This is a genomic window from Streptomyces sp. NBC_01314, from assembly GCF_041435215.1.
Lineage (GTDB): Bacteria > Actinomycetota > Actinomycetes > Streptomycetales > Streptomycetaceae > Streptomyces.
The window spans coordinates 4,348,448-4,365,891 of record NZ_CP108394.1 but is presented as its reverse complement, the minus strand read 5'-3'; the positions used below and the strand labels follow the sequence as shown (position 1 = coordinate 4,365,891).

Annotated in this window: 16 protein-coding genes; 8 read left to right on the top strand and 8 right to left on the bottom strand. The window is 70.5% G+C overall.

The window, feature by feature from the left end:
- Positions 1–123: 123 nt before the first annotated feature.
- Positions 124–720 carry a 2'-5' RNA ligase family protein gene (locus tag OG622_RS19115; protein ID WP_371577512.1) on the top strand — a complete coding sequence of 199 codons (597 nt, stop codon included), beginning with the start codon at positions 124–126 and terminating at the stop codon, positions 718–720.
- 100 nt (positions 721–820) lie between these two features.
- Here OG622_RS19115 and OG622_RS19110 read toward each other — a convergent pair whose 3' ends face one another.
- Together OG622_RS19110 and OG622_RS19105 are read right to left on the bottom strand one after the other, a co-directional pair.
- Positions 821–1,576 carry a decaprenylphospho-beta-D-erythro-pentofuranosid-2-ulose 2-reductase gene (locus OG622_RS19110; protein ID WP_371577510.1) on the bottom strand — a complete coding sequence of 252 codons (756 nt, stop codon included), beginning with the start codon at positions 1,574–1,576 and terminating at the stop codon, positions 821–823.
- Positions 1,577–1,677: 101 nt separating this feature from the next.
- Positions 1,678–3,189 carry an FAD-binding protein gene (locus tag OG622_RS19105; protein ID WP_371577509.1) on the bottom strand — a complete coding sequence of 504 codons (1,512 nt, stop codon included), beginning with the start codon at positions 3,187–3,189 and terminating at the stop codon, positions 1,678–1,680.
- Positions 3,190–3,332: 143 nt separating this feature from the next.
- On the opposite strand from OG622_RS19105, the gene OG622_RS19100 reads away from it, so the two are divergent.
- The 3 genes from OG622_RS19100 to OG622_RS19090 all read left to right on the top strand — a co-directional run bounded on the left by OG622_RS19100 (position 3,333) and on the right by OG622_RS19090 (position 5,816).
- Positions 3,333–3,875, top strand: a complete 543-nt coding sequence (locus tag OG622_RS19100) for a phosphatase PAP2 family protein (protein WP_371577508.1) — start codon at positions 3,333–3,335, stop codon at positions 3,873–3,875.
- Positions 3,868–4,809 (top strand): decaprenyl-phosphate phosphoribosyltransferase, encoded by a 942-nt coding sequence (locus tag OG622_RS19095; protein WP_371577506.1) that lies wholly within the window; start codon positions 3,868–3,870, stop codon positions 4,807–4,809. The genes OG622_RS19100 and OG622_RS19095 overlap by 8 nt, the downstream gene beginning before the upstream one ends.
- 104 nt (positions 4,810–4,913) lie before the next feature.
- A complete protein-coding gene (locus OG622_RS19090; protein WP_371577504.1) occupies positions 4,914–5,816 on the top strand; it encodes a YihY/virulence factor BrkB family protein in 903 nt (300 codons plus the stop codon).
- 83 nt (positions 5,817–5,899) lie between these two features.
- On the opposite strand, the gene OG622_RS19085 is transcribed toward OG622_RS19090, so the two are convergent.
- Complete coding sequence (locus OG622_RS19085) at positions 5,900–7,192, bottom strand: D-alanyl-D-alanine carboxypeptidase family protein (protein WP_371577502.1); 1,293 nt, start codon at positions 7,190–7,192, stop codon at positions 5,900–5,902.
- A 127-nt stretch (positions 7,193–7,319) separates the two neighbouring features.
- Between OG622_RS19085 and OG622_RS19080 the strand changes: the two genes are divergently transcribed.
- From OG622_RS19080 to OG622_RS19065, 4 genes are all read left to right on the top strand, one after another.
- Positions 7,320–7,562: an SCO4848 family membrane protein gene (locus tag OG622_RS19080; RefSeq protein WP_371577501.1), complete on the top strand. Its 243-nt coding sequence runs from the start codon at positions 7,320–7,322 to the stop codon at positions 7,560–7,562.
- Between the two features lie 16 nt (positions 7,563–7,578).
- Positions 7,579–8,886, top strand: a complete 1,308-nt coding sequence (locus OG622_RS19075; RefSeq protein WP_371577500.1) for a metallophosphoesterase — start codon at positions 7,579–7,581, stop codon at positions 8,884–8,886.
- Positions 8,887–9,079: 193 nt separating this feature from the next.
- Entirely contained in the window at positions 9,080–10,633 is a 1,554-nt protein-coding gene (locus OG622_RS19070) for an ABC transporter substrate-binding protein (RefSeq protein WP_371577498.1), read from the top strand.
- A gap of 163 nt (positions 10,634–10,796) precedes the next feature.
- Complete coding sequence (locus tag OG622_RS19065; RefSeq protein WP_371577496.1) at positions 10,797–11,195, top strand: ATP-binding protein; 399 nt, start codon at positions 10,797–10,799, stop codon at positions 11,193–11,195.
- A 200-nt stretch (positions 11,196–11,395) separates the two neighbouring features.
- Here the strand turns inward: OG622_RS19065 and OG622_RS19060 are convergent, their stop codons facing one another.
- The 5 genes from OG622_RS19060 to OG622_RS19040 form a co-directional block, all read right to left on the bottom strand.
- Positions 11,396–12,208 (bottom strand): TetR family transcriptional regulator, encoded by an 813-nt coding sequence (locus OG622_RS19060; RefSeq protein WP_371584143.1) that lies wholly within the window; start codon positions 12,206–12,208, stop codon positions 11,396–11,398.
- 18 nt (positions 12,209–12,226) lie between these two features.
- Complete coding sequence (locus OG622_RS19055) at positions 12,227–12,745, bottom strand: thiol-disulfide oxidoreductase DCC family protein (RefSeq protein ID WP_371577495.1); 519 nt, start codon at positions 12,743–12,745, stop codon at positions 12,227–12,229.
- Positions 12,742–13,149 carry a hypothetical protein gene (locus OG622_RS19050; protein WP_371577493.1) on the bottom strand — a complete coding sequence of 136 codons (408 nt, stop codon included), beginning with the start codon at positions 13,147–13,149 and terminating at the stop codon, positions 12,742–12,744. Before OG622_RS19050 ends, OG622_RS19055 begins: the two co-directional genes overlap by 4 nt.
- Before the next feature lie 88 nt (positions 13,150–13,237).
- Positions 13,238–13,684, bottom strand: coding sequence for a VOC family protein (locus tag OG622_RS19045; protein WP_371577492.1), 447 nt, complete (start codon positions 13,682–13,684; stop codon positions 13,238–13,240).
- Between the two features lie 139 nt (positions 13,685–13,823).
- On the bottom strand, positions 13,824–17,300 hold the full coding sequence (locus OG622_RS19040) for a DNRLRE domain-containing protein (protein ID WP_371577490.1): 3,477 nt from the start codon (positions 17,298–17,300) through the stop codon (positions 13,824–13,826).
- Positions 17,301–17,444: the final 144 nt, after the last annotated feature.

Sequence of the window (17,444 nt, the reverse complement as noted above, 5' to 3'; positions counted from 1 at the left end):
CACATCACTCCCGCTGCGCCTGCCCGGAACACCGCCGTGGCCGTACAGTCGATAGCTGGTGCGACGGACCGCGCCGCCAAAAGGACATACGACAACTCGCATGACACGACGACAGGAGACGACGTGGGGACCGTAACGATCGGTGTGTCGATCTCGGTCCCGGAGCCCCACGGCAGCCGGCTCCAGGAGCTGCGCGCGGGCTTCGGCGACGCCGCGGCTCACGGCATCCCCACCCATGTCACGCTGCTGCCGCCGACCGTGGTCGAGGGCGCCGAGTTGCCGGCGATCGAGACGCACCTCGCCGAGGTCGCGGCGGCCGGCCGGCCCTTCCCGATGCGGCTGTCCGGCACGGGAACCTTCCGCCCGCTGTCGCCCGTCGTGTTCGTGCAGGTCGTCGAGGGGGCCGAGGCCTGCACCTGGCTGCAGAAGCAGGTCCGGGACGCCTCGGGGCCGGTGGCGCGCGAGCTGAACTTCCCGTACCACCCGCATGTCACCGTGGCGCACGGCATCGCCGAGGAGGCGATGGACCGGGCGTTCGAGGAGCTCGCCGGGTACGGGGCCCAGTGGCCCTGCACCGGCTTCGCGCTCTATGAGCAGGGTCCCGACGGGGTCTGGCGCAAGCTGCGCGAGTTCACGTTCCGCGGATCCGTCGTCCCGCCGCAGGCGGGGGCGCCGGTGGGGGACACGGCGACGCTGCCGCTGGGTGGGGCGGGCGCCTGACAGCTCGGAGGTTCGGGCTGTTCGGCGAGTGCGGGTGCGGGTGCGGGGAGGTTGCTTGCGCAGTTCCCCGCGCCCCCTAAAAACGAGGTGCCCCGCCCTCTCAAAGCGGCAGGCGGCGGAAGACCGGCCTCGGTACGTGCCTCAGAGCTGCCATCACCAGGCGCAGCGAACCCGGGACCCAGACGGTTTCCGAGCGTCGGCGCAAACCCAGTTCGATGGCGGCGGCCACCGCCTCCGGGGTCGTCGCGAGGGGGGACTCCGGGCGGCCCGCCGTCATGCTCGTGCGGACGAAGCCGGGGCGGACGAGCATGACGTGCGCGCCGGTGCCGTGGAGGGCGTCACCGAGGCCCTGGGTGAAGGTGTCGAGGCCGGCCTTGCTGGAGCCGTAGATGAAGTTGGAGCGGCGGGCGCGCTCGGCGGCGACGGAGGACAGGACGACGAGGGAGCCGTGGCCCTGCGCCTGCAGGGCCCGCCCGCAGACCAGGGCGGACGAGACAGCGCCCGTGTAGTTGGTCTGGGCGACGCGTGCGGCGGCCACCGGGTCGCGTTCGTCGTTCGCCTGGTCGCCGAGTACGCCGAAGGCGAGCAGGACCATGTCGATGTCGCCCTCGGCGAAGACCTTGCCGAGGATCGCCTCGTGGGACTCGGAGTCGAGCGCGTCGAAGCTGATGGTGTGGGTCTCCGCGCCGAGTCCGCGCAGGTGGACGGCGGCGTTCTCCAGGTCCTGCGAGGGGCGTCCCGCCAGCCACACCGTGCGGGTGCGGCGGGCGATCAGACGGCGTGCCGTGGCGAGCGCGATGTCCGACGTACCGCCGAGGATCAGCAGGGACTGGGGGGTGCCGAAGGCGTCCTTCATGACAGCTCCTGGATGTGGGTGTGGGGACAGGGGATTCGGGGGTCTTCCGCCGGTCTGTGGCCGGTCGGCGGTCGGGGTTCAGCCGGTCGTCGCGGGTGTCTCTACAGGCCCAGGCGGCGGGCCAGGTCCGACACGAAGACCCCGTCAGGGTCCAGCTCCCGCCGCAGCGCGCGGAATTCGGGCAGCCGGGGGTACATCGCGGCCAGCAGGTCCGGCCGCAGCCGGGCGTCCTTCGCCAGGTAGACGCGGCCGGCGGCGGTCGCGACCTCCTCGTCGAGCGTGTCCAGGAAGGCGCCGAGGCCGGGCAGCCCGGCCGGGATGTCCAGGGCGAGGGTCCAGCCGGGCATCGGGAAGGACAGCCAGCCGGGGTCGCCCTCGCCGAACCGCTTCAGGACGGCGAGGAACGAGGCGCAGCGGCGTGCCGAGATCCGGTTCACGATCCCGCGCAGGGCCTCCTCATGGCCGTACCCGACGACGAACTGGTACTGCACGAAGCCGGACCGGCCGTAGATCCGGTTCCAGTGCGGGACCCCGTCGAGGGGGTGGAAGAAGGTGGAGATCCGCTGCAGTTCGCCGGTGCGGCGGTGGGGGGCCCGGCGGTACCAGAGCTCGTTGAACAGGCCCACGGCCGTACGGCCGATGAGGCCTTCCGGGACGAAGGCGGGGGCGGCCGGGAGGCGGTGGGTCCGGAATTCCAGCGGACTGGAGGGCGCGTCTCTCCGGAGTCCGTTCCCACGTGAAAAAGGCCCTCCACGCGCGCGCGTGGACGAGGATCTCGACGGCTCCAGCGCTGCCAGGGGCGCGTGGTCGCCGCGGGTGAGGACCGCGCGGCCCGTCGACGCACCCCTGGCGAGCAGGTCGATCCAGGCGACGGAGTAGCGGTAGTGGCGGTCGGTGGCCGTGAGGCGGCCGAGGAGGTCGTCGAGGTCGCGGGCGCGTTCGGTGTCGACGGACATCCAGGACGTCTCGACGGGGAGGAGCCGTACGGTCGCGGTGAGGATGACGCCGGTCAGGCCCATGCCGCCGGCCGTGGCGTCGAAGAGGGGGGTGCCGGGGACGACCGTACGGATCCCGCCGTCCGCCGTCAGCAGTTCGAGGGACAGGACGTGCCGGGCGAACGATCCGCGGACGTGGTGGTTCTTGCCGTGGATGTCGGCCGCGATGGCGCCGCCGACGGTCACCTGCCGGGTCCCGGGAGTCACCGGCACGAACCAGCCCAGAGGGAGCAGCACCTCCATCAGCCGGTGCAGCGAGACGCCCGCGTCGCACAGGACCGTGCCTCCGTCCGCGTCGATGGCGTGGACCCGGTCGAGGCCCGTCATGTCGAGGACGGTCCCGCCCGCGTTCTGCGCCGCGTCCCCGTAGGCCCGTCCCAGCCCCCGGGCGATCCCGCCGCGCGCCCCGCACGCCCGTACGGCGGACGCGGCCTCGTCGTACGTACGCGGGCGGAGCAGTCGGGCGGCGGTCGGGGCGGTGCGGCCCCAGCCGGTGACGGGGACGGTGCGGCCCCAGCCGGTGACGGGGACGGTGCGGCCCCAGCCGGTGACGGGGACGGTGCGGCCGGGGCTGGCGGGCACGGGACCCGGAGGGGCTGCGGCGGCGTCGGCTGGCATGCTCGCGACCGTATCGCCGTGTATGCGAAGGAATCGGGCGAGTCGGCCCGGCCGCTCTGCCGCCTCACCGAAATGGGTGATTAATGGGATGTCGTTCAAGATTGCCGTAGTTCTTGGATCGCCGCCTAGAAGAGTGGCATCGCATGGATGAAGTTGACGTCGTCGACGGCGTGCGCGGCCTGGACCGGCGGTTGCTCTCCGTGTTCCACGCCCGTGGCGCGGACCCCCGCGTCGCGGCCGCCGCGCGTGGACTGTCCTGGGTGGGGGAGCACGGCCTGCTGTGGCTCGCGTCCGGGCTCACGGGCGCCGCCGTCGACCGGGAGCGGCGCGGCGTATGGCTGCGCGGCACCGCACTGACCGCCGGGGCGCACCTGGCCGGCATGGGCGTCAAGAGAGTCGTACGACGGCCCCGCCCCGCGCATGTCGAGCCCCTGGTCCGCACGGCCGGACGGCTCTCCTTCCCCAGTTCGCACGCGAGTTCGGCGGCAGCGGCGGTGGCCGTCGTGGCCCACGGGACCTCGGGCACCCCGCTCGTGCTCGCTGCCGCCGCCCCGCTCGCCGCCGCGATGTGCCTCTCCCGGCTGGTCGTCGGCGTGCACTACCCGTCGGACGTGGCGGCGGGCGTGGTCCTCGGGGCACTCACGGCGCGGCTGGGCGCACGCTGGGTGGTGAACGGCCGTGGCTGAGCGCACGGTCGTACTGGAGCGGCGGACGGACCCCGGGCAGGCGCCCCCGAAGGCCGGTCTCGCCCTCGGCCTCCTCCGCACCGCCCGCCCCCGCCAATGGATCAAGAACACCCTGGTCGTCGCCGCGCCCGCGGCCGCCGGGGAGCTCTTCACCCCCCGAGCGCTCACCCAACTCCCTCTCGTCTTCGTCCTCTTCACGGCCTGCGCCGCCGCCGTGTACCTCGTCAACGACGCCCGGGACGCCGAGGCGGACCGCGCGCACCCGGTCAAGCGCCACCGCCCGGTCGCCGCCGGGCAGGTGCCCGTACCGGTCGCGTACGGCGTCGGCGGCGCCCTGGCCGTGCTCGCGCCCGTGGCAGCCGCGTGGCTCTGCTCGCCGCACACCTCCGCGCTGCTGACCGCGTACCTGGGACTCCAACTCGCCTACTGCCTCAGCCTCAAGCACGTACTGGTCGTCGATCTGGCGGTCGTCACCACCGGGTTCCTGATGCGGGCGATGATCGGCGGGCTGGCGCTGGGCATCCCGCTGTCACGCTGGTTCCTGATCACCACCGGGTTCGGCGCGCTGTTCATGGTCGCGGCCAAGCGGTACTCGGAGGCGGTGCAGCTGGGCGACCGGGCCGGTGCGACCCGTGCGCTGCTCACCGAGTACACGCCCGGATACCTGCGCTTCGTCTGGCAACTGGCCGCCGGCGTCGCCGTGCTCGGCTACTGCCTCTGGGCCCTGGAGGAGGGCGGCGTACCGACCACGAGCGTCCTGCCCTGGCGCCAGCTCTCCATGGTCGCCTTCGTCCTGGCCGTCCTCCGCTACGCCGTCTTCGCCGACCGGGGCACGGCGGGCGAGCCCGAGGACGTCGTCCTGCACGACCGTGCCCTCACCCTCGTCGCGGCGGTGTGGTTGACGATGTACGGGCTGGCGGTGGCGGACCTTTGACGCGGCGGCCACCACGTCGGGGGTGGTGACAGCCGGAGTGGGCTGTGCGGGCCGGTGCGGGGTACTCGGTATCGGTCGGCGATGAGTGGGGCAGAGTTCGGATCATGGACTGGCTGAAAAAACTCCCCGGGATCGGTCCCCTGGTCGAGCGTCTGATGACCACTCACACATGGCGGTCGTACGAACGGCTGGACCGGGTGAAGTGGACCCGGCTGGCCGCGGCGATGACCTTCATCAGCTTCCTGGCGCTGTTCCCGCTGCTGACCGTGGCCGCCGCCATCGCCGCGGCGACCCTCGGCAAGGACAACCAGCAGGACCTGGAGGACCGGCTCGCCGAGCAGGTGCCCGGCATCTCCGACCAGCTCGACATCGCCGGTCTCGTCGACAACGCCGGCACGGTCGGGATCATCGCCGGCACGCTGCTGCTCCTCACCGGCATCGGCTGGGTCGGCGAGATGCGCGGCTGTCTGCGCGCGGTCTGGGAGAAGCCGGACCCCGACGAGAACCCCGTCCTCGCCAAGGCCAAGGACGCGGGCGTCCTGGTCGGCCTCGGCGGCGCGGTCCTCGTCTCCCTGGCCGCCTCCACCGCCGCCTCCTGGGCCGTCGGCCGGTTCGCCGACCAGCTCGGCATCGACCGCGACGGCTGGGGCGGCATCCTCCTGCGCGTCGCCGCGTTCGCCGTCGCCGTCCTGGCCGACTTCCTGCTCCTCCTCTACGTCCTCACCCTGCTCCCCGGCGTCCATCCACCCCGCCGCCGCCTTATCGTGGCCGCTCTCATAGGTGCCGTGGGATTCGAACTCCTCAAACTCCTGCTCAGCGGCTACATGCAGGGCATCGCCTCGAAGAGCATGTACGGCGCCTTCGGCGTCCCCATCGCCCTGCTCCTGTGGATCAACCTCACCACCAAGCTCCTGCTGTACTGCGCCGCCTGGACAGCGGAGAGCAGCAAGGAAAGCGGGGATACGGAGAATCCTGACCCTCCGCCCGCCGAGGACAGCGCCCCGTAAGGGGCGCGGGGAACCGCGCGATCAGCCACGACGTATCCGCTCCCCGCAGCCGCCATCCACCACGCGGACGCTCCCCGACCGCCCTACTTCCGCAACCGCAGAGGCCACTTCCGGTTCACCAGGAATACCCCACCGGCCAGCAACACCAGCACACCCCCCGTGATCCCCAGCGCCACCCCGATCCCGCTGGCCCCGCCGGACGCACTCGCCGCCACGGACTTGCCCCCCGACCCAACGGGGGCCGTCGCCGTCGCCGTGGCCCCCGCCCGCGCACTCGGCTCAGCATCCCCGCCGGAGGTCTCCGTCCCCTTGGGCGCCACCAGCTCGCCGACCGGTGTCACCTTGCCCGCAGCCTTGAACCCCCAGTCGAGGAGGCTCGCGGTCTCCTTGTAGACCTGGTTGTGCTCGTTCTTCTCCGGGTGCATGACGGTGACGAGGAGGACCCGGTCGCCCCGCTCGGCGACCCCGGTGAAGGTCGCGCCCGCGTTCGTGGTGTTGCCGTTCTTCACACCCGCGATGCCCTGATAGGAGTCGAGGCCGCTGTCCCCGGTGAGCAGCCGGTTGGTGTTCTGGATCTCGAAGGACGAACGGCTCTTCTTGCCGTTCTTGCCCTTCTTCGTCTCGCCCGGGAATTTCGCCCGAACGGTGGAGCAGTACCTCCGGAAGTCCGGATTCCGCAGCCCTGACATGGCGAACAAGGTCAGGTCGTACGCGGACGACACCTGCCCCTTGGCGTCGTAACCGTCGGGGCTGACCGCGTGCGTGTCGAGGGCCTGGAGCTCCTCGGCGTGCGCGTTCATGTCCGCGACGGTCTGCTTCACGCCACCGTTCATGGCCGACAGGACGTGCACCGCGTCGTTGCCGGAGCGAAGGAAGACACCGAGCCACAGGTCGTTGACGGTGTACGTCTCGTTCTCCTTTATGCCGACCATGCTGGAGCCCGCACCGACGCTCGCCAGGTCGGAGGTGAGGACCTTGTGCTTGTCGTCCTTGTCGAACTTCGGCAGCAGCGTGTCCGCGAACAGCATCTTCAGAGTGCTCGCGGGGGCCAGTCGCCAGTGCGCGTTGTGCGCGGCCAGCACCTCGCCGGACTCGGCGTCCGCGACGATCCAGGAGCGCGCGCTGATGTCCTTGGGCAGGACGGGCGCGTCGCCGCCGAGGGTGGCCTGGGTACCCGATTTGCCCAGCAGCTCGCCGCCGACGGTCGACATGGTCGCCGGGGGAGACGCGGACGGAGTGGCACTCGGACTCGGTGACGGCTTCGCCGCGAAGGCCGGGGCGGCCGTCAGCGTCGACAGCGATGTCAGTGAGAGGGACAGCAGGGTGGCTGAGGTGACCAGCAGGGGGCGTCTGGCGGTCTTCTTGGAGGCGGGCACGATCGAGAAAGTACATGGCTCCGACCGGTAAATCCCACCGGAGCGCGCCGTGGCTTGCTCTCTTCTATTCGCGCCCCCGCTCGCACCCCGGCGCGAGGACCCTGCGGGCGGCGGCGATACTGAACGCATGAAGCTGAGCCGCCCCCTCTCCTGGTTCCTGCTCGCCTTCGGGGTGTGGAGCTGGATCATCTGGATCACTTTCATCAAGAATCTGTGGCAGGACGGCAGCGGGCTCGCGTTCGACGACGCGGGTGATCCGACGGCGTACTTCTGGGTGCATCTGACGCTCGCCGTCGTCTCCTTTGCCCTTGGGACGGCCATCGGAGCCATCGGGTTGCGTGGAGTGCGCGCCCACCGCCGGACCGTTTGACCTGGAGTACGACGTGATGATCGTTGTCTTTGTCCTCGTTGCTCTGCTGGTGCTGTGCGCCTTCGGGGCGCTGCACTGGTACGCGTGGCGCCGCCTGGTGCGCGACACGACACGGGGGCCGGGCCTAGCCAGACGCGTGGGCACGGTGGTGTTCATCGCCGGGCCGGTGCTGATGTTCGCCGGCTTCGCGGCCGAACGCGGCGGTGCCCCCTTCTGGCTGCAACAGACGCTGACGTGGCCGGGCTTCATGTGGCTCGCCCTCTCGCTGTACCTGCTGCTGGCCCTGTTGGCGGGGGAGCTCGTACGGCCCCTCGTGCGCCGCCTGGTGGCGCGGCGCGCCCCTGCGCCCGCGCGGCAGCCGGAGCCGTTGGTGCGCGAGCCCGAACCCCAGCCGGTCCCGGCGGGGGCGCAGCCCGCCGAGGCCGCCGAGGCCGGGCAGCCGACATCGCCCGCCGCGACGGAACCCCCGCCCCCGCCCGCCCCCGCGGCCTCGGCCGACCCCTCCCGCCGTCTCTTCGTCTCCCGTGTCGTCGGCGGGGCAGTCGCCGCCGCGGCCGTAGGCACCGTCGGCTACGGCACCTACGGCGTCGTACGCGGCCCCAAGCTCAAGCGGGTCACCGTGCCGCTGGCGAAACTCCCGCGCGCGGCCCACGGTTTCCGCATCGCGGTGGTCAGCGACATCCACCTCTCGCCGATGCTGGGCCGGGGCTTCGCGCAGAAGGTCGTCGACACGATCAACTCGACGCAGCCCGACCTGATCGCGGTGGTCGGTGACCTGGTCGACGGCGACGTGGCCGATCTCGGCCCGGCGGCGGCGCCGCTGGCCGGGCTGAAGGCGCGTCACGGCAGCTACTTCGTCACCGGCAACCACGAGTACATCTCCGGCGCCGAGCAGTGGGTCGAGGAGGTACGTCGGCTGGGCCTCACCCCGCTGGAGAACGCCCGTCGTGAGCTGCCGTATCTCGATCTCGCCGGGGTGAACGACATCGCGGGTGAGGACGAGGGTCAGGGCCCCGACTTCGCCAAGGCACTCGGCGACCGGGACACCTCGCGGGCGGTCGTGCTCATGGCGCACCAGCCCGTCCAGATCCACGACGCCGTCGACCACGGCGTCGACCTCCAGCTCTCCGGGCACACCCACGGTGGCCAGATGTGGCCGATGACGTATGTGGCCGAAGCCGCCAATCCCACCCTCGCGGGCCTGGAGCGCTACGGCGACACCCAGCTCTATGTCAGCCGGGGCGCGGGCGCGTGGGGGCCGCCGGTGCGGGTCGGGGCGCCGTCGGACATCACGGTGGTGCAATTGGCGTCGAAGCAGGCATGACGGGGCGTCAGCGTCCTTTCTCTAACCGGTTCTTAAGCTTTTCGGAAACGTATGGGCAATGCACTTACTAAGTTCTTTCCCAACTGAACAAAACCTGTCTTCCGTCAACACAGCTGACTGTGGTTAGGTGATCCGCGCCACCGCGAAACCACTGTGTGTAGTGGGCCGGGTGGGGTTCTTGGGAGGGGCGTCGATGCGGTCGGTTCGCTTGCGGATTCTCGCGTCGCTGCTGGTACTGGCGGTCGCGGCGATCGGTGGCTGGCAGTTGCTGCCGACCCAGCTCGGCGAGAACAGGACGATCACCGTCGGCACGACCGACACGGTCACCTCGCTCGACCCGGCCGGCGCCTACGACGCCGGCTCCTGGGCCATGTTCAGCAGTGTGTTCCAGTCGCTGCTGACCTTCGAACCGGGCGGCGCCGCACCCGTGCCGGACGCCGCGCGGAGCTGTGAGTTCGTCGGCAACGCCCTCATGGTCTACCGCTGCACCCTGCGCCAGGGCCTGACGTTCCCCAGCGGACGCGAGGTCACCGGCAAGGACGTCAAGTACTCCTTCGACCGGGTCAAGCGCATCAACTCGGACGTCGGCCCCGCCTCGCTGCTCGACACCCTGCAGTCGGTCACCGCGAGCGGGCTGTCCGTCGACTTCCTCCTCTCCTCGCCGGACGCCACCTTCCCGTTCAAGGTGGCCACCGGCGCCGGGTCGATCGTCGACCGCACGAAGTACGCGACGAGCCGACTGCGCACGGACGGCGGCGCCGACGGCACCGGCCCCTACTCCCTGACCTCGTTCACGAACGAGCAGGCCGACCTCACACCCAACGTCGGCTACCAGGGCGTCGCCCGAGCAACCGGCAGTCCCGTCCTCATGCGCTACTACAAGGACTCGGCGGCGCTGCAGAAGGCGTGGAAGGCGCGGCGGGTCGACGTCGTGACACGCACGCTGCCGCCCGCCACACTCGCCGGGCTGTCGCCCAGCGATCCCGACCAGCGGGTCACCGAGGCCGACAGCACCGAGACCCGCAACCTCGTCCTCAACGTGCGGGCGAACTCGCCCTTCCGCGACCGCCAGGTGCGGCAGGCACTGGCCGCGCTGATCAACCGCGAGAAACTGGTCGCCGACGTCTACCAGGGCACCACCGACCCGCTCTACTCGCTCATCCCGGCCGGCATCACGGGCCACACCACCTCGTTCTTCGACGCCAACCCCAAGCCCGACCCGCAGCGGGCCCGCGAACTCCTCGACGAGGCCGGCGTCGGCATGCCCGTGCGCTTCACCTACGGCTACGCCGAGGGCCGGGGCTCGTCCGCCGCCGAGGCCGCCGAGCTGAAAGAGCAGCTGGAGGCGAGCGGGCTGTTCTATGTCACGACCAAGGCGTACGAGTGGACCGCCTTCCAGAAGCGGTACGCCGAGGGCAAGCTGGACGCGTACGGGGTGGGCTGGGTGGCCGACTACCCCGACCCCGACACCTTCGGCGGGCCCCTTGTCGGCACCGGCGGCTCCCTGAACAACGGCTACAGCAACGAGCAGGCCGACCGGCTCATCCAGGACAGCCAGCGCTACGCGGACCGCAGCCGGGCCGCGCCGGACTTCAAGGAACTGCAGGAGGTCGTGGCCCAGGACGTGCCGATGATCCCGCTGTGGCAGCGCAAGGAGTACGTGCTCAGCAGTCAGGAGGTCGGCGGGGCGCAGTACCTGACCGACGGGACCGGGGTCTTCCGGCTGTGGCGGCTGGAATGGATATGACCGTGGACCCGGCCATGACCCGGCCATGACCCGGCCATGGATATGACAGACGCCGCGTGACAGCTGACGCGAACTCGTGGGCCGCATGGGTGTGGGAGTGACACGACGCACTCGCTCCCCGCATCGTCTTGTGCCGGGGGTGTGTTCGGGGTGAGGAGCGAACGTGTTGAGACGCGACTCCTTCCGACTGCCCCGCCATCCGGCGTCCGTGGGCCTCGCCCGGCGCCGCGTACGGGAACATCTGGCCGCCTGGGGGCAGGGGGAGGACTCCCCGGCCCTGGAGGACATCGTGCTCGTCGTCTCCGAGCTCGCGACCAATGTCGTACGCCATGGCCCCTTGCTGGAGAGGGAGTTCGAGGTGGCGGTGACCGCGCTGGCGGACGGGTCCTGCTTCATCGAGGTGTCGGACGAGGGGATGGCCGTGCCCCGGCTCAGGGAGGTGGGGGAGTGGGAGGAGACGGGGCGGGGGCTGTGGCTCGTGGAGCACATCGCGGAGACCTGGGGGGTGTGGAGCCGGGGGCGCCACGGGAAGACGGTCTGGGCGTTGGTGGGGGTGTCGTAGCGCCCGAATGGGCAGAGGCCGGAGTGGGTGGGCGGCCGTGGGTGGTGCGTGGCGGCTCGCGCAGTTCCCCGCACCCCTTCGGCAGCGGCAGCGGCACCGTCACTTTCGAGCCATCGCGCGGGCCGTGGATGCGGAGATCGGGGTACGCGCCCCCGGCAGGGGCCGTGAGGACGTGGCGGCGCTGGTGGCGACGACAGTGATCAGCCCGCCGTTCGTCCCTCGCCCCCCGGATCCGGCAGCACCTTCGTCATTCCCGGCAGGAAGTCCGTGAGCAGTTCGTGGACCTCGCGGACCAGCGGGCGCAGTGCCCGGAACCGGGCGAGTGAGACGCCCCGGGTCGTCAGCCGGGCGCCGCGTTCGGCGAGCCGGTAGCTGCGGGCGCGCCCCTCACTCCGGTCGAAGACCCAGTACAGGACGAGCCCCATCAAAGAGAGCCACATCAACTCGGGGAGGATTCCGCGGAGTTCGTCCGGGACCTTGGCCCTGGACCCGGCGAGCACCTCGCGGTGGATGGCGATGGACTCCTCGCGCGGCCCCTCCGACTCGGGAGAGAAGGGGCTGAGCGGGCTCTGCGGGTCGGCCGCGTTCTTGAAGAACTGCGCCGCGAACTCGTGGTACGGCTCCGCCACGTCCAGCCACGCCTTCAGCACCCCGGCGATCCGCGCCTCCAGATCCTTCTCCCGCTCCAGCACCGGCCGCACCGCCACCAGGTGCTCGGCGCCGATCCGGTCGTAGAACCCCTGGATCAGGTGCTCCTTGCCGGCGAAGTAGTAGTACGCGTTGCCTACGGAGACCCCGGCCTCCTTCGCGATGGCCCGCATCGTCGTCTTGTCGTACCCGCGCTCCTGGAAGAGCCGCAGCGCGGTCTCCAGGATCAGCGCGCGGGTCTGTTCGGACTTGGCGGAGCCCTTGGGGCCGGGTTGCCCGGACCCCGGCGAGGGTTCGGCGCCGGGCTCGTCGGCGCCGGGCTGTGAGCTGGGGACGCCGGGCTGCGGGCTGGGGTCGTCGTTCAGTGCGGGCACGGGCAGAGCCTAACGAGTCGCGCAGGTACCGCTGTCGCAGCCGTCGGCAGGGCGGTGCACCCACCCGTACCGCCGGTCGTACACCCACCCCTGCGACGCGGCCCCGCTTCCCGTGCCGGCCCCGCCCGGCCGCCATTGGGCGCCCCGCCACTTGGCGGCGGCGAGCACGGCGCCGCGCGCGAGCCTGGCCCCGGCCGGCGTGCTGAGCCGGTGAGCGAGCGGCCGGTGCTCACGCAGCGCCCACAGACACACGATCCAGGCGGCGGCCCCCCGGTACACCTGTCCGCCGTCCCCCACGACCGTGATCTCCTCCAGCGTCCCCCCGTGGTCGAGCGAGGGGAACAACCGCCGAGCCTCCTCGGACCCCGCCGCCACGAACTCCAACGGGACCAACTGCCGCTGTCTGCCCAGCCACTCCCGCAGGAAGGCGCACAGCCCGCACCGGGCGTCGTACAGCACGGTGAGCCCGCGGACCGGGACGCGCTCGGCGCCCCGGTCCACGGCGGCCGGCTCGGCCGTGGTGCTCACGCGTGCCCCGTCGGGGCGGCCCAGCCCTGCGGTCCGACCGGCGGTACCTGCTGCTGTTCCATGACGCCCCGCCGCCGGAACTTGTTCAGCACGAACACGTTCCCCAGGTGCAGCGCCCCGAGCACGAGCAGGACCACGCCGAGCTTCGCCGACACCGCTTCGAACACCTCACGCGGGCTGGTGATGGCGCCGTCAGCGTTCAGATACAGCGCCACGAAGCCCAGGTTCACGAGATAGAACCCGACCACCAGCAGGTGGTTCACCGCGTCCGCGAGGTTCTCGTTCCCCCGCAGCACATCCGAGAGGAAGATCCGCCCGTTCCTGCTCAGCGTCCGAGCCACCCACACCGTCAGCCCCACGCTGACCAGCGAATAGACGACATACGCGACGACCGTGAGATCCATGTCTCCACCCCTTACCGACATTCTTGAACGCGTTCAAAGCGTCCTGGGGGAGACTGTAGCCCTGTTTTTGAACACGTTCAAGCGGGGGTCATCCGATGCGGGCCAGCTCCGGCCGCTTGCTGTAGTCCGTGAGCCCGACGACGTTCCCCCAGGGATCCGCGAACTCGACGGTCCACCCGGTGGCGACGGAGAACGGCGCGTCGAGCGAGGCCACGCCCGCCGCGGCGAGCGCACGCGCGGCGCCTCGCGCGTCGGGCACCTCCAGCCACACCCTCGCCGACGCCCACAGGGGCGGCCGGTGCCGCAGTTCCTCCTCCAGCCGCAGCAACAGTCCCGGCGTCTCCTTGCCCACCTTCAGGCCCGCGATCCCGGCCTCGTCCAGCCGGAAGGCCACGGCGAATCCGGCCCGCTCATAGAAGGCGACGGCCTGGGGGAGGTCGCCGACGGGGAGGAGGATGTTGTCGAAGCCGAGCAGTTCGTACGACTCGTGCGACTCGTACGACTCGTGCGACACATGTGACTCTTTGTCTGACATGCCGTCAGATTAGAGCGTCGGTCGGTGTGACTGCGGGAGCGACAGCACGCGCATGCGCGGTCGGGGGACGGCGGGCCCGGGGGCATGGAAAAGGGACCGAACCGCGGCTTTCCGCGGCCGGCCCCTCCCCGTGTTCCGGTCAGCCGATGGCGATCCGGGTCTTCCAGTAGCTCGCTGGTGCGACGATCTCCGTACCCGAGCCCGACAGGACCGTCTTGCCGCCGGCGTAGAACCGGACCGAGCCGTCGGAACGCACGGTCCAGATGTCGGGGATGCCGTCCCCGTTGGCGTCCGGCGTTCCGATGAGCAGCGGGATGCTGGCGTTGGACCAGCCGGCGGAACCGTATTCCAGGTCGGTGCCGCCGGAGGAGTCGGCGCCGGACGACAGGGAGTCCAGGTCGGTGCCGCCGCCGCTCGCCGCGATGCCCTTGCGGAGCATGAGCTGGGAGTGGACGTCCGCGCGGTACACCATGTCCGTCACTCCGTCGCCGGTGATGTCCAGGACGGTGACGATGTCGCGCTCGGTCCAGGCGGAGGCCGACAGGCGGATCGCCTGGTCGATGGTGGCGCCGTGGTAGCCGGTGAGAGCCCAGAGTTCGTCGCCGACAGTGGCGAAGAAGTCGGTGCGGCCGTCGCCGGTGGCATCACCCGTGGACACGATCTGTGTGAACGAGGCGGGGCTGGGAGCCCCCTCGGGGAGCAGGACCTCCACGCGCTTGTCGATGTTGACGGCACCGTAACCGTCGCCGGGATACACCCACAGCTTGCCCCCGACGCGCACCACCAGATCCTGGAGACCGTCACCGCCGTAGATGTCCCCGTTGTGGGTGATCAGCGCACCCTTGAAGTGGCCGGAGGGGGCGCCGACATACGGTGGCAGGTCGTCGCCGTTCGGATCCTTGGCCGGGTTGGACCGGTAGGCGCCGGTCATCGAGTAGTCCAGGTCACCGGAGCCCTTGTCGAGGTCGTTGGTGGCCTGGGAGGGGTAGAGGGCCAGGTTGCCGGCATCGGTGACGACCATCAGGTCCGGGAGCTTGTCCCCGGTGAAGTCGCCGGGTGAGTCGGCCTGGTCACGGGGGCTGACGTAGAAGAAGTACTTCGTGGGTTGTGACACGTTGCCCGCGCCGTCCACGGTCCGCACGTACAGAACGTTGGGTCCGGCAGTGGGCGGCTTGGCGTTGGTCAGAGTTGCGCTGACGGTGGTCGCGGTACCGGCCTTCCGGTCCAGATGGAAGGGATAGCTGGGCGAGTTGAATCCGTACTCGTACCGCACGACGTCCGTGTTGAGGGCGCGCACGGTGAAGGTGCCCGCCGTGCCGAACTTCTTGGTGCTCCACTTCGAGTCGTCGGCGCCGCTGCCGAAGCCGTTCTCGTCGCTGTCGGCGTTGGGGAAGTCGGCGGAGCTGACCCTGGGCAACTTCGGCGCGGCGGTGTCGAGGACGAAACGGCACGGTGTCTTGGCCGGGGAGAACGGGGAGGACGAATCCGCGTCGTCCCAAGCCCGCACCCGCCAGGAGTAGAGGGTGCCGTTGGTCAGCTTGCTCGTGGAGAACTCGTCCGTCGTCCTCAGCGCGGTGCCCTTGTCCTCTCCCACGGTCACTTTGCCGGTCTTGCCGAGAAGATCACCCGTCGTCGCCCATTTGCCGTGCGGCCACAGGTCGAAGTCGAGGTATTCGAGATTCTTGTCCTTGTCGGACGCCTTCGCGGTGAACGTCAGGCTTCCCGATCCCATGCGGGCGTACGGCTGAGTGGTGGTGCATTTGGCGTCGGGGCCGAGGTCGAGCGCGGTGGGAGCGGTGGGCTTGCGGTTGTATTCGAGTTCGAGCACGGGCGGATAGTCCCCGTTGGCCATGAACTTCTTCCACGCGTACTGCGAGTTCTCGTCCCGGGCGCGCATTCCGAACGTGATGGTGTCCCGGCCCTGGTCGGCCTTCTTCTGGGCGGCCGTACGAACGTTGAAGCCTTCCCACGCATCCCGGCAACCGGACTTGTAGCCGTGCGCGAAGCTCTTGGTGGTGATCTTGTTTCCGTCGTGCAGCTTGGGCGCGTTCTTCCAGTTGGTGCGTCCGCTGACCTTGCCGGTGAGATGCACGCTCATCGAACGGGCGCTGCACGACCAGGAGTACGTCTCCAGCATGTACAGCTTCGCCGACACGATCTTCGTGCCCTTGAGGTCCTTGTCGAAGTCGATGTTGAAGTACGAGCGCGAGGTGCCCCAGGTGTCCGACTCGAAGCCGACCCGGGCCTCGTGCGTACCGCCCTTGTTGAAGCCCTTGCCGTTGTAGAACGTGGCGTTGGGGTGCCGGCTGTACGCGGTGGTCCAGTTCTGGACGTGCTTCTTGACCGACGGGTCGACGAAGACCGGGTACGTGGTGGCCGGGTCGCGAAGGAAGTCCTGGTCGGGAGTGAGCAGCCAGTTCGCTCCGGACAGGTCGGTCTCGACCAGCTCGCCGCGGGAGTCGGGGGAGGGGCCGTCGAGACCGGGCAGGCTGAGGGTGGCCGCCGAGCCGGTCTGGGAGGGCTCGGGCGTCGGCTCGGCCGGGGCCGCCGGCAGGGGAGAGTCCGACGGAGTGGGCGCGGGGCCGTCGGTGGCCACCGGGAGTTCTTCGGGGTCCGGATCGATCTGCTCGTCCGTCTCGACGAGCTCTTCCTCGGTGGGGCTCGCGTCGTCGCTCGGCGTGGGGCTGGACGAGTCGACGGGGTCCGGGCTCTCCGCGTCGGTCGGCTGGGCGGAGGCGCCGACCGAGCCGTCGGTGACTGCCGGAGTACCGCTGCTGTCCCACATCAGCGGGGTCGGTGACAGCGCGACCTCTTCACCGTCCGCGTCCTCGGCGGCGAGGACGCCGGTGACCGGGTTCAGACGGAACGACAGGCTCGCCGAAGTGATGCCGTACGTGAGCTGCTTGGCGCGCGGGTCGGCCGCGGCCTGCCGGTTCTTGAGGACCAGCAACTGCGCGAAACCGTCGTCATCGGCCGTCAGCACCAGGTCGGCACCCGGGAAGATCTCCGGGTACAGAGCGCGCGAGCCGTCGATGATCGGAGCGGGGACGGCTCCCGGCCAGGTGAGCTGGATGTCGTGGCCGTCGACGGTGAGGGTGACGAGGGTGCTCGCGTCGGCGGCGGTGGCTGCCTTGAGGCCCTTGATCAGTGAGACGCGGTGCACAGCGGACCGGGAGGTGCGCTGCTTGTCGTCACGCGTCCCCTTGGAGCCGGCCGAGAACACCATCTCGGTGTTGGTGGCCTTCGGCGCCCAGCCGTTCTCGGTGCGGTGGAGGTCGTAGTCGATGTCCTTCCACTTGCCGCCGACCTTGGCCCGGACCGGGGAGGAGTAGAGCTTTTTGGCCATCAGGCCGTCGGGTCGCGCCCATGTGGTGGAGCGCGTGGTGCGTAGCGCTGTGACCTCGACGGACTTCCCGGATTTCGCGGCCCGCGAGAGCGCGGCGGCTTCGGTGACCGGCTTCGCCTTGCGGTCGCCGTTCGACTTGTCATGTGAACCGGACTCGTCCAGGCCGAGTCCGACGAACGTGATGCCGGTGGCGGCGAGCGCCGCGGTGATTACAGCGGCGGTTGTCCGTCCGCCGGGCACGCGACGCCGGTTGCGCTCCTTGCGCGTCATCGGGCGAGTTCCCCTTCCCCCCTTGGAACCGGCGCGGGACAGGGCTCGGCCGGGCCAGCCGATGATGGCTCAAGAGGGCGCTGCCGTCACGCTTCGCAAACGGAGGGAGTCGAATGAGTCGAGCAACAGCGGGAACCGTAAAGA